This is a genomic window from Fischerella sp. (assembly GCF_013388695.1).
Lineage (GTDB): Bacteria > Cyanobacteriota > Cyanobacteriia > Cyanobacteriales > Nostocaceae > PCC9605.
Genome location: NZ_JACAEU010000074.1, coordinates 14405 through 26263 on the forward strand (window position 1 = coordinate 14405; position 11859 = coordinate 26263).

Annotated in this window: 11 protein-coding genes; 4 read left to right on the forward strand and 7 right to left on the reverse strand. The window is 42.2% G+C overall.

Annotated features, from left to right (window positions below; translation table 11 throughout):
- Nucleotides 1-587 precede the first annotated feature (587 nt).
- Complete coding sequence (locus tag HXY43_RS09980; protein ID WP_290882853.1) at nt 588-1667, forward strand: M4 family metallopeptidase; 1080 nt, start codon at nt 588-590, stop codon at nt 1665-1667.
- Nucleotides 1668-1831: 164 nt separating this feature from the next.
- A complete protein-coding gene (locus tag HXY43_RS09985; RefSeq protein ID WP_026735842.1) occupies nt 1832-2131 on the forward strand; it encodes a protealysin inhibitor emfourin in 300 nt (99 codons plus the stop codon).
- A gap of 167 nt (nt 2132-2298) precedes the next feature.
- Here HXY43_RS09985 and HXY43_RS09990 read toward each other — a convergent pair whose 3' ends face one another.
- Entirely contained in the window at nt 2299-3228 is a 930-nt protein-coding gene (locus HXY43_RS09990; RefSeq protein WP_290882857.1) for a cobalamin-binding protein, read from the reverse strand.
- A gap of 234 nt (nt 3229-3462) precedes the next feature.
- Between HXY43_RS09990 and HXY43_RS09995 the strand changes: the two genes are divergently transcribed.
- Entirely contained in the window at nt 3463-3789 is a 327-nt protein-coding gene (locus tag HXY43_RS09995; protein ID WP_290882860.1) for an HPF/RaiA family ribosome-associated protein, read from the forward strand.
- Nucleotides 3790-4004: 215 nt separating this feature from the next.
- Here HXY43_RS09995 and HXY43_RS10000 read toward each other — a convergent pair whose 3' ends face one another.
- Nucleotides 4005-4142, reverse strand: coding sequence for a hypothetical protein (locus HXY43_RS10000; protein WP_290882863.1), 138 nt, complete (start codon nt 4140-4142; stop codon nt 4005-4007).
- Nucleotides 4143-4418: 276 nt separating this feature from the next.
- Here HXY43_RS10000 and HXY43_RS10005 point away from each other — a divergent pair, with 276 nt between their 5' ends.
- Entirely contained in the window at nt 4419-7103 is a 2685-nt protein-coding gene (locus HXY43_RS10005; RefSeq protein ID WP_290882866.1) for a PAS domain S-box protein, read from the forward strand.
- A 348-nt stretch (nt 7104-7451) separates the two neighbouring features.
- Here the strand turns inward: HXY43_RS10005 and HXY43_RS10010 are convergent, their stop codons facing one another.
- The 5 genes from HXY43_RS10010 to pstC all read right to left on the reverse strand — a co-directional run bounded on the left by HXY43_RS10010 (nt 7452) and on the right by pstC (nt 11787).
- Complete coding sequence (locus HXY43_RS10010) at nt 7452-8525, reverse strand: PstS family phosphate ABC transporter substrate-binding protein (RefSeq protein WP_290882869.1); 1074 nt, start codon at nt 8523-8525, stop codon at nt 7452-7454.
- Between the two features lie 15 nt (nt 8526-8540).
- The gene (gene grxC / locus HXY43_RS10015) at nt 8541-8810 is read right to left on the reverse strand and encodes a glutaredoxin 3 (protein ID WP_290882871.1); all 270 of its coding nucleotides are present in this window, start codon (nt 8808-8810) and stop codon (nt 8541-8543) included.
- Between the two features lie 228 nt (nt 8811-9038).
- Nucleotides 9039-9848: a phosphate ABC transporter ATP-binding protein PstB gene (gene pstB / locus HXY43_RS10020; protein WP_290882873.1), complete on the reverse strand. Its 810-nt coding sequence runs from the start codon at nt 9846-9848 to the stop codon at nt 9039-9041.
- Between the two features lie 80 nt (nt 9849-9928).
- Nucleotides 9929-10849: a phosphate ABC transporter permease PstA gene (gene pstA / locus HXY43_RS10025; RefSeq protein ID WP_290882875.1), complete on the reverse strand. Its 921-nt coding sequence runs from the start codon at nt 10847-10849 to the stop codon at nt 9929-9931.
- Nucleotides 10846-11787 carry a phosphate ABC transporter permease subunit PstC gene (gene pstC / locus HXY43_RS10030; RefSeq protein ID WP_290882878.1) on the reverse strand — a complete coding sequence of 314 codons (942 nt, stop codon included), beginning with the start codon at nt 11785-11787 and terminating at the stop codon, nt 10846-10848. The genes pstA and pstC overlap by 4 nt, the downstream gene beginning before the upstream one ends.
- Nucleotides 11788-11859: the final 72 nt, after the last annotated feature.

Consider the following 11859-nt stretch of genomic DNA (forward strand, 5'->3'; position numbering starts at 1 on the left):
AAGTACGGTTAATAATAACTATTATGTTGGCGTGATACGACTAAAATGATGCAATAAATTGTTTTGTGGTGCGGGTATCCTGCCCGCCTATGAGGACGGGCTAGAAGCCCATCCCACAAGATTTTTCTAATGCACAAAATTAGCTGTGTCGCGCCAATATAAGCCCGTTGGGTATATGAAAAAGTGTTGCTGAATGAAGCCAGGATTTAGGCTCAAAATTACAGCTTAAAAGTTTACCTTGTTTTTTGATGCGATACCCCAACATAATACCCCAACATAAAAGTACCCTCAAAGGGTACTGTGAATGAGCAACTAATCTGTTGAAAATAAAGAGTAGAAAATACCTTCAAAAACACAAACTAAAAACTCGCTGTTTGATTAGGTTTTCTGCTCATTTTTACAGTGGAGTTATACCAAGTTGCGTTCAGACATAGCAATAGCAATTCGTGGCCTCTCCCCTTCCCCTCTCCCAAATTGGGAGAGGGGTGCCGACAGGCGGGGTGAGGGAAGTACTATCTTTGACTGCAACTTAGTATTAAAACCAGTGTTTGCCATCACTCAATTTAGCAAGAAGGAGAAAATCTGGGATGGCTCGAAATACGAAAAAATCATTGGGGTTTGGGTGTGAGCATCAACTATATTCTAGATGCCCTATTTGTTGTGTTGTGCCGCCCCACATGCTAGAAAATATCGCAGTGAATGGTAGCCCCGAACAGCGCAGATGGGCATTTCACACATTAAGTGTTTCGGCACAGTTTCGGGGACGGCGAAATGTAGTCGGTAATATCAATTTTGCAGTTTCTCCCGGTGAGAAACGTCGCACAATTTTTGATGCTAAAGGTACTGAAGAACTTCCTGGTAAGCCAGTGCGTCACGAAGGCGATTCTCGCAGTGGAGATGATGCAGTCGACGAAGCTTATGATGCTGCTGGGGCAACCTATGACTTATATTATGAGGTATTCGAGCGAAATTCTATCGATGACAAAGGGCTGCGTTTAGACTCCACTGTGCATTACGGTGTCAAATACGATAACGCCTTTTGGAATGGCGACCAAATGGTTTATGGTGATGGCGACGGTGAAATCTTTCAGCGCTTTACCAAATGTATTGATATTATCGGGCATGAATTAACACACGGTGTTACTCAGTATGAAGCTGGTCTCATATATTTTGGCGAGTCTGGGGCACTAAATGAATCATTCTCTGATGTCTTCGGCTCATTGGTGAAACAGTGGGTAAAAAAACAGACTGCACAAGAAGCAGACTGGATCATTGGAGAAGGCTTATTTACAGACAAAGTCAAAGGTGTGGGTATTCGCTCCATGAAAGCGCCGGGGACAGCATACGATGACCCAATACTGGGCAAAGATCCCCAACCAGGCCATATGAAAGATAAATATATGGGTTTTGAGGATAACGGTGGGGTGCATATCAACTCGGGTATTCCCAACCGCGCCTTTTACATAGCAGCAACAGAGATTGGCGGTTATGCTTGGGAAAAAGTTGGCAAAATCTGGTATATTGCTTTACGCGATCGCCTGCGTTCTCGGGCTAGTTTTAAACGTGCTGCCAAGACAATTATTCAGGTTGCTGGTGAACTCTACGGTCAAGGAAGCCTAGAACAAAATGCAGTGGAGAAGGCTTGGAAAGAGGTGGGAGTTATTTAGAATTATGAATTATGAATTATGAATTATGAAAGTTTTTATCATTTATAATTCATAATTTACAATTCATAATTTCTTGTTGTCTTTTGTTGCTAAACTGGGAGAAGAAACTTAAATCTCCCAGGTATTTTTGTTTATAGCAAAAGGCAGCATTACGGAGAGGACAAATGCGGATCTCGCTTCAACGCACGGGTGGTTTTACTGGCATAAGCAAGAAAGCAACTGTTGATACGGCTAATCTGTCTCCAGAGGAGGCTAAGCAGTTACCTCAAATGTTAGAAGCCGCAAATTTCTTTAGTCTACCCACAAAAATTAATGCTCCTCCTCACCAAGCCGATCGCTTTCAGTATACTTTGACAGTAGAAAATAACGGTCAGCAACACACGGTTACAGTCAGTGAGGCAGCACTACCAGGAAGCTTAAAACCCATTATTGAATGGGTAAATAATGTAGCAAGCAAAAAATGATATAGCTATTTTGAGATGCATAAACTACAGTCAAGGCTGGGAATAGAGAATGAGGAATAGAGTTGGAGTAATTATGTCCTCCATTGATATGAAAACTGCCGTAAATTATGAATCACAAATGATAGAATTTTTGATAATTCATAATTCATAATTCATAATTCATAATTTTACAAGAGTTCCCAAGTTTTTCCTTTATAACCATATTGAAAAATTTCCGGATGCAGAATTTCTGCTAACATTTCTGTTGAATCTACCAGTCGAGGCCCTGGACGGTTGAAGTAAGAATTACCATCAGTGATATAGACTCTGCCATTTTGGTTAGCACGCAGATTTTCCCACTCTGGATGTTGAGTTAATAACTCAGCTTCTTGACGAGTGCGATTTAAATCAAAGCCACAGGGCATAAAAATAATAATATCTGGATTGCTCGCAATCAGATTTTCCCACTTTAAATGTGAGGAAGGTTGACCTGTGGTACTAAATAACGGTTCTCCTCCTGCTAAGGTAACTAATTCAGGAATCCAATTAGCAGCAATCATCAAAGGGTCAGTCCATTCGATACATGCTACTGTTGGTAATTTCTCTGTTTGGGAAAGTCCTTGTGTTTTTTGAGAAACTATTTTTACGCGAGCTTCTAAGTTTTCTAGCACCTTCAATGAGTCTACACCAAAAGCGTTAGCTACTCGCTCTACATCAGCCCAAACATCTTTGAGAACATTCGGTTTTAAAGAGATAATCTCGGGTGGGGTATGAGTGATTGAAGCTACAGCCTTTTCCACTTCTGATACACTGACGGCACAGACATCACACTGATCTTGGGTGATAATGTGAGTGGGATGCAATCGCTTCAAAATCTCGATTTTAATCTCGTAGATACTGAGAGCAGATTGGATTAATTTATTAATTTTGTCGTTGATTTCACTGCTTGAAGCACTAGTGTTCAGCCTGGGTTGGGTACAAATCGGACGATCTTGAATTTCTGGGGGGTAGTCACACTCGTGCGATCGCCCAACAATAGCATCAGTTAAACCCAACGCTGCTAAAATCTCAGTTCCACTAGGAATTAGGGAGACAATTCTCAAGTCGCCATTGCTCATTGCTCCATCTCCACAATAGTTGCAATTAATTTAATAATTTAATTCTTGCAAAATCTCAGAGGCTGGGTATCTGTCTGTAGGTAAGAGAATGGGATATGGGGAAATCTGGTTTGGCATCGGGAGTATTTCACACGAGAATCACCCGCTTGAATTGGGGAAGTTCCTCACAAGTTCCTCAAATTTTCTTTTTAATCTTTAAGTAGACTTAATCAATGTACACAGTGAGGAGAAAAAATGCGATCGCCACTACAAATTAACTTTCGCAATGTTCAACAATCTGAAGCGGTTGAGGAAAAAATTCGTGAATATGCCGCTAAATTAGAGCAATTTCATAACCGAATTACAAGCTGTCGAGTAGTCGTAGACGCACCACATCGAAATCACCAAAAGGGCAAGCTTTATCATATACAAATTGACCTCACTTTACCAGGAACAGAGATAGTAGTCAATCGCAATCCATCTGACAATGAAAGCCATAAAGATATTTATGTGGCAATTCGGGATGCCTTTGATGCTGCCAAACGGCAACTCCAAGATTATGTCGAAGTAAAGCGCAATTAAGTTCAGTAATAAACTATTTGCCAGTACGAAAAATCAATACGGTAAAAGGGACTGGGGACTGGTGATTAGGGACTGGGGTAGTGATTTTCAGCTCCAAAATTGTGGAATGGGCAATAAAGCCCTCCGCAGGGTAGGGTTCCGCTCAGAATGACAATTCATATCTTGATTCAGCAATGCCCTAACTCTTAACCATCGACTGTGTAGCAATACCTTCGTCAAAATCCGACACCCTCGAAGGGTGCAGCTACATAAACCAAGCCCGCCTCCTCAGCCTGTAAGCTTTTCAGCCCAAGGAGGCGGGCTTTGACGTGTAGCTGTGCCAGTGCGTTGGAGGGTTTACCCCATTGTTGCAACTGGTGTCCAGCCTTTCAGCCTGCGGGCGTTTCACAAAATTGACGAAGGTATTGATCTAAGGTAGAGCGATCAACTTTACGGCAGTTTTTATCTTTTTTCAGTAATATTACTATATAATGTTATCCCTCTCAGCTTGGGCATAAATAAATTCTTAACAGTGGTTTTACGTAAACGGGGTGTTAACACACTCACAAAGAATGGCGATAAGGCAAACATCATTGTTTTGCGACTTTGATTGTCGCCCTTTTTGTGAAGATGTTCTACTGGTGACAAGCATGGCATGTGAACTAATTAAAATTTTGCTATTTGAGGAGAGTCAGAGCTATGCTGACTTAATCCAAGAAATGCTCTTGGCAGCAGGAAGAAGTAACTCTACGTCTGTTCCTCAATTTCAGTTGATTCAGGTTCAGGAATTCCTTGAGGCTATATCTGTTTTACAGGCTGAATCTATCAATGTAGCGATATTGGATTTATCTGTTAGGAATGCTCAGAATTTAGAAATTATCCGGAAGTTGCACTCACTGTTCCCAAATGTGGCAGTTATCGCGATGAGCGATCGCCAAGATGAGGCAATGCTAAAACGAGTGCTGAGCATAAATGCTCAAGATTACTTAGTCAAAAGTGAGATGACACCACAATTGTTGCGGTGGATACTGCTATGTGCTGTCACAAGACAGCAATGTCAACGCCAAAAAAGTCAACAAATTTTAGAAGAAATACCTAAAAACCGAGAAATTACTCTTGTTAAACAAGCTTTATCTGCTCAGCGAGATAGCGAAGCTCGATTTCGTTGTTTGTCTGAGGCAACTTTTGAAGGAATTATCGTACACGACAATGGAATTATTTTAGATACAAATCATGTTGTCGCAAACATGACAGGTTATGAAGTCGCAGAACTAATTGGTAAAAGCAGTTTTGAACTGGTAACACCAGAATCACAAGAGTTAATCAGAAAATATATTCTTTCCGGTTATGAAAAACCCTACGAAGTAATTGTAGTTAAGAAAGACGGCTCTACTTTTCCAGTGGAAATGCAAGGCAAAATCATTCCTTACCAAGGGCAAAAAATGCGAGTGGTAGCGATTAGGGATATCAGAGAACGTAAGCGGGTAGAAGAAGCACTGCAAAAAAGGGAAAATTGTTTGCGAAAACAAAGTAAAACCCTAGTGCAACTAGCAAAAAGCAAGACTTTGCAGCAAGGTAATCTCAATGCAGCCTTAAGGGAAATCACAGAAGCCGCTGCTCAAACCATAGAAGTAGAGCGAGTCAGTGTCTGGTTATACAATAGCGACCACTCAAAAGTTGAATGTGTCGATTTGTACGATGCGAGGACAAAGCGTCATAGTTGGGGAATGTCGCTGTTGAAAGCAAATTTCCCTGCTTATTTTCAGGCTTTGGAAGAACAACGCAGCATTGCAGCCCACGATGCCTGCAATGATAATAGAACACAAGAGTTATCCGAGCCTTATCTGTCTGCTTTTGGCATTGCATCTCTGTTGAATGCCCCAATTTGGTTGGGTGGCCATTTGGTGGGTGTGGTGTGTCACGAACAAATTAGCAGGATTCGCCAGTGGACAGTGGAGGAAGAGAACTTTGCAGGTTCGATCGCTGATTTCGTTACCTTGGCAATAGAAGCTAGTGAGCGTAACGCCGCACAGGAGGCACTAAAACAGAGTGAAGCAGAATTCCGGGCGATTTTTGAACGTTCCTCTGTTGGTATCGGACTAGTAGATATGAAAGCACGGATTGTAGATACCAATCCGGCATTATGTCAGATGCTGGGCTATACGCGAGAAGAGTTATCTGGCAAACGCTTCACAGATTTTATTTTTAAGCAAGAGGGAGATTTAGAACTCTACAAACAACTTGTTTTCGGAATTCGCGATCGCCTGGAGATGGAAAGGCGGTTTCTACACAAAGATCATCGATTTGTTTGGGCTTTGGTAAGTATTTCCATAATGTCCAGTACCAATGGCGAACCAGAGTATTTTCTCGCCATGATTGAGGACATCACCGAACGCAAACAAACAGAATTAGAACTTTGTGAAAGTAAGGAAGCAGCAGAAGCGGGAAGTCGGGCAAAAAGTGAATTTTTAGCAACTATGAGTCATGAGTTGCGGACACCTCTCAACGCCATTATGGGGTTGTCTCAATTGCTGCAACAAGAAATGGTTGGTTCTCTCAATGACAAGCAAAAAGAGTATGTCAATTGTATTTATAGCAGTGGCGAACATCTGCTGGCACTAATCAATGATATCCTCGATTTGTCGAAAGTGGAAGCAGGTAAAGAAGAACTATTTCTGTCTAAGTTGTTAGTGCAAGAGTTGTGTGAATATGTCATATCTACAGTACGCGATCGCGCCGAAGAAAAGGGATTGCAACTTGTAACCGAAATTGATGAAAAAGCAGATATTTGCATTGCCGATGAGCGCCGAGTCAAGCAAATGCTACTCAATCTGCTTACCAATGCAATTAAATTTACACCAGCAGGCAAGGTGTGTTTGGAAATCAAAAAAGTACCCCAAGGGATTAAATTTACAGTCTCAGATACAGGCATTGGTATTGAACAAAGTCAGTTTAAGTTCCTATTTGAACCCTTTAAACAGCTTGACAGTCGGCTAAATCGTCAATATGAAGGCACGGGTTTGGGTTTAGCATTGACACGCAAGTTAGCCCGTTTGCATGGTGGCGATGTAACGGTGGAATCAATTTTGGGAAAAGGCAGTCAGTTTACACTATTCTTACCAGATCGACCTCTGCAAACAGAAGGTGTCTCTTCAACACTTGCTCAAGAAAGTTTGTACCTTGGGGAAAGCCACCCAGAGGATATCAAAGGAGAACCCCCTATAGAGTTTCTACAACGAGAGGAACCAAAGAAAATCACAAACAGCGATCGCGCACTTGGTGCTGGTGTTGACGCTTGTCTTCGCAAACCAATAGGTATTATTCAACTAGAATAAATTATGAATTAGCTACTTAACGGTCGTGTAATAGGATTCGATTAATCAATTGTTCAATGAGGGGTAATACCCCTGATTCGCTAGCTGTATCCGGAGAGGGGCAGTTCTTGTGAAGTTTTTTCATGCATGGTGATGATTTTTTTTTCATCGCGACTGCCCTCTGCCTTTCTTCGGTAAAGCAGTGGTTAGAGTCCACCAATTATACCGCCATCTTCGCGTGCGATCGCTACCGTTGAAGAACGCGGGCGTCCAGATGGGCCGTAACCTTGTTGTTTAGTAATGGTAACGGGAATCAAGAGAACTAGTGTGGTAAATTTCTCCTGCTGATTTTGAAAATTTTAAAATAAATTAGTTTTGAACACCGCTTGATTTTTGAGCGCTTGCCTCTTGCTCAGTTTGGAACTTTACTTGTCTACGTAACAGTTCTGCAATAGTCACGCTCGGCTCAGGAACTCCTTCAAAGGCTGTGCCAATTTCACCTCTGGTGAACTGAATTTCAGATAGACGATAACCTTCATCTGGTAATGGGATGTAGCCCACAGTAGTCACCAAGTTCCTGGCATTTTTCAGATAGAACTCAACAAACGCTCTTAACTCTGGCTTATCTTGAGCAAGCTTAGAATTAACGTAGATAAATAGCGGACGAGACAAAGGTTGATACTGAGCTGTTCTCACCACTTGAGCAGAAGGATACACCCCGCCTTTACCGTTATCTATTGGCAGTGCTTTCAGTTTATTTTGGTTTGCTTCAAAATATGCAAAGGGAATATAGCCCAGCGCATTTGGGTCTTTGCCGATCCCATCTACCAGAACATTGTCATCTTCACTACCTGTGTAGTCAGAGCGAGTATTGTTTTTGTCGCCCATGATAGCTTCGTTGAAATAGTCGTAAGTACCGGAATCTTTGCCAGCACCGTAGAGTTTCAACGGTCGGTTGGGATAGGAAGACCGAATCTGATTCCAGTTAGTAATCTTACCCTGTGCTGCTTTTTCCCAGACCTTTTTCAGTTCTGCCACCGTTATATCCTTTGCCCAGGTGTTTTGAGGATTGACCGCAATTGTTAAGGCATCAAAAGCAATTGGCAGTTCGACAAACCCTACACCTGCTTTAACACAGGCATCCATTTCTTTAGTCAGAATAGGGCGTGAGGCATCACTGATATCTGTTTCACCAGCACAAAATTTTCTGAATCCAGCAGTTGTACCAGAGAATTTTACATCAATGGTTACGTTTTTTCCTTGAGAGGTTTTGCGAAACTCTTTAGCAACTGCGTCTGAAATTGGATAGACTGTGCTGGAACCATCAATTTTTATATCTTTGCTTGCTTGGTTTTGTCTGTCGGCACAAGCAGTCAAAGTTATGACAGCAGCAGTTATAGATACAAAAGAAAGCCCTAATTTCACCTGCGTATTGAAAGCCATAGATTCCTTTGCCCTTTACACAGAGTTTTTTCGTAAAATTTCATCAAGCTTGCCTTGGCGTTCAAGCTCATAAAGCTCTTGACAGCCACCAATGTGTTGTTCCTGAATAAATATCTGCGGTACAGAACGCTGGCCGTTGCTTCGCTGAGCCATCAAAGATTGACCGACTTCGTCTCCATCAACAGAGTATTCAGTAAAAGCAATCCCTTTAGAATTCAACAAATGTTTGGCACGAATTGAATAAGGGCATGAGCTTTTAGTATAAATCTCGACTTTGAGAGACATAATTTGTTTTGAAAGTTAGGTTGATCTTTGTGAATTCCTTTTAGTGAAAGTGGAGGGATACTTTTATCATTTCAAAAAAAATTGATTTGTCAAGTAAAAATTCACGAATAAAGCTAAAGAAATGAAAAGAATGCCGTTAACTCTAATCTTGACAACAGCGACGGGTAGGCTGCATGGGGCTGAAGCAACAGTACTCTGATAGACATAAATGCAGTTAGAATCACAATATTAACCAAAGCGCCCGCTCACATACTCTTTTGTGGCTTCTTGCTTGGGATTTTGGAAGATTTGTTCAGTCATGTCATACTCCACCAGATAACCAAAGCGTGAGCCATCTTCCGTTGATTGAGCATTGAAAAAAGCAGTTCTGTCTGCTACACGTGAAGCTTGCTGCATATTATGCGTCACGATAATGATGGTATAATGCTTCTTCAGTTTCCTTAGTAATTCCTCAATTCGCAGAGTAGAGATGGGGTCGAGAGCTGAACAAGGCTCATCCATCAAGATGACTTCTGGTTCAATTGCTATAGCACGAGCAATACAGAGTCGCTGTTGCTGACCACCTGAAAGGGATAGTCCGCTTTGTTTGAGCTTGTCTTTGACTTCGTCCCATAAAGCGACCTGCCTGAGCGATCGCTCTACCAATTCGTCTAAATTACCCTGATACCCATTCATACGTGCGCCAAAGGTAATATTTTCATAAATTGACTTGGGGAAAGGGTTAGGCTTTTGGAACACCATGCCTATTTTGCGACGAATTTCAACAGGGTCTAAGTTTTTTTGATACAAATCGTTGCCGTTATAAATTATTTTTCCTTCTATTTGTGCACCTGGAATCAGATCGTTTAAGCGATTGAAGCATCTCAAAATCGTGCTTTTGCCGCATCCCGAAGGACCGATAAATGCAGTGATTTCATTTCTATAAATTTCTAAAGAGACATTGCGGACTGCCTGGAAATTCCCATAAAACACAGAAACATTAACAGTTCGCAAAACGGCTGGGGGTAGACCAAGTAACGTTGATGGATCTGATTGCATGGGCATACAACGTTGAGTAGGACAAAAATGCTAGAAGGTAAACTAATTCTACTCTTGCAGTGAATTTAGTTATGTCTTGCTTATATTCGCGTCTGAAACTTGTCACGCAGAAAAATAGCAGTTGCATTCATTAACAACAACAGCACCATTAGTACAATGATTCCAGTTGCAGCAATATCATGGAATGCAGTTTGAGGACGAGAAACCCAGTTATAGATTTGGATGGGTAAGGCAGTAAATGAACTTTGTAAGCCTGACGGTAGAAATGCGATGTAGGTTAACGCTCCAATTGTGATTAGTGGAGCCGTTTCTCCAATCGCTCTTGAGAGAGCCAGAATTGTGCCGGTGAGAATACCTGGAAATGCTAGGGGAAAGACCTGCTCACGAATAACCTGCCAGCGAGTTGCCCCCAAAGCATAGCCAGCTTGTCGGAGACTATTGGGAACTGCTCGTAGTGCTTCGCGCGTTGCAATAATAATGGTTGGAAGAATCAACAGCGTCAATGTTAAGGTTCCTGCCAGAATGCTACGACCACCCGTAATTGGTTCCATTAGTCGGACAAAAAGTCCCAGACCAAGCAAACCATAGATGATTGAGGGAACTGCTGCTAGATTAGAAATGTTGATTTCGATGAGGCGGGTAAACCAGTTGTCAGTAGCATACTCTTCCAAAAAGATGCCTGCTCCAACTCCCAGAGGAAACGAGAACAAGGCAATCAATACTAAGAGCCAAAGGCTACCAACGAGTGCTGATAGAATTCCTGCCTGACTAGGGCGGCGAGATGGAAAGCTAGTTAAGAATGACCAACTCAGCCCCGGAAGTCCATCAATCAGAACATCAGCAAGTAAAACAATCAGGACGACTATCCCGACAAAGGTTGCGACCCATACTGCAATTTTGAAGATGCGATCTAAGCTGTAACGATTAGAAAGCCTTGTCTTGAATTTTTGGTCTCTTGGAGAAGAGCTAAGTTGAGCAAAGTGAGAATCTTGGTTGGTCATTCATACTTCTCCCGAAAGCGTCGGACAAACCAGAAGCTAAAGACGTTCAAGACCAAGGTGATTAAGAACAGGGTCATACCAACTGCAAAAATGGTCTTATATGCTAAAGAACCTGCTGGGGTATCTCCAAGGCTGACTTGAACTATGTAAGCTGTCATTGTCTCAATCGGCACAAGTGGATTGAGTGTGAGTCTGGGATTCTGACCGGCGGCGATCGCCACAATCATGGTTTCACCGACTGCTCGTGAGATAGCTAAAATAAACGACGCCACAATCCCAGACAAGGCCGCTGGCAGTACCACCCCAGTAATTACTTCCCGCTTGGTTGTTCCCAGAGCGTAAGCACCTTCTCGCAAGCCGCGCGGCACGGCATATATGGCATCTTCACTCAAAGAAGCTACCAAAGGAATAATTGACACACCCATCACCAATCCAGCACTCAAAGCATTAAACCCTTGTATATCTGGTATAAATTTTTGCAGTAGGGGAGTGACAAACAAAAGGGCAAAGTAGCCATAAACTACTGTGGGTACACCTGCCAAAATTTCCAATGTGGGTTTGAGCCAGCGGCGAAGACCAACAGGAGCATACTCGCTTAGACAAATCGCCGACAACAAACCAATTGGTAGCGCGACCAGAATTGCAATGACCGAAGTCAAGAAAGTTGCACTGATTAGTACAAAAATGCCGAATTGAGCATCTGCAAATAGCGGTGTCCAGTGGGTATCGGTTAAGAATCGCCAAAATGGAACTACTTGGAAGAACTCAATAGTTTCAAAAATCAGGGTGAGAACAATTCCAAGGGTTGTTAGCACAGAGATAAAGGCAAACAACCCGAAAATTGCTTTTACTCCCTGCTCTACCCATCGGTTTAAGGTGCGATTGGGACGCCATAAGCTAGAATTAGGGGTTCGCCCAGATGAAAAATCAACACTCATTCGTAAAACAACCAAAAAATTAATGGCTACTGGATCGGTTTTTTTAACCTGATCCAGCTAGCACTTCACAAC

Excerpts from the sequence above, each read along its gene's own strand:
- HXY43_RS09985 (WP_026735842.1), top strand. The coding sequence starts at position 1,832 with ATGCGGATCTCGCTTCAACGCACGGGTGGTTTTACTGGCATAAGCAAG.
- grxC (WP_290882871.1), bottom strand. The coding sequence starts at position 8,810 with ATGTCTCTCAAAGTCGAGATTTATACTAAAAGCTCATGCCCTTATTCA.
- HXY43_RS10010 (WP_290882869.1), bottom strand. The coding sequence starts at position 8,525 with ATGGCTTTCAATACGCAGGTGAAATTAGGGCTTTCTTTTGTATCTATA.
- HXY43_RS09995 (WP_290882860.1), top strand. The coding sequence starts at position 3,463 with ATGCGATCGCCACTACAAATTAACTTTCGCAATGTTCAACAATCTGAA.
- HXY43_RS09980 (WP_290882853.1), top strand. The coding sequence starts at position 588 with ATGGCTCGAAATACGAAAAAATCATTGGGGTTTGGGTGTGAGCATCAA.
- pstC (WP_290882878.1), bottom strand. The coding sequence starts at position 11,787 with ATGAGTGTTGATTTTTCATCTGGGCGAACCCCTAATTCTAGCTTATGG.
- pstA (WP_290882875.1), bottom strand. The coding sequence starts at position 10,849 with ATGACCAACCAAGATTCTCACTTTGCTCAACTTAGCTCTTCTCCAAGA.
- HXY43_RS10005 (WP_290882866.1), top strand. The coding sequence starts at position 4,419 with ATGGCATGTGAACTAATTAAAATTTTGCTATTTGAGGAGAGTCAGAGC.
- HXY43_RS09990 (WP_290882857.1), bottom strand. The coding sequence starts at position 3,228 with ATGAGCAATGGCGACTTGAGAATTGTCTCCCTAATTCCTAGTGGAACT.
- pstB (WP_290882873.1), bottom strand. The coding sequence starts at position 9,848 with ATGCAATCAGATCCATCAACGTTACTTGGTCTACCCCCAGCCGTTTTG.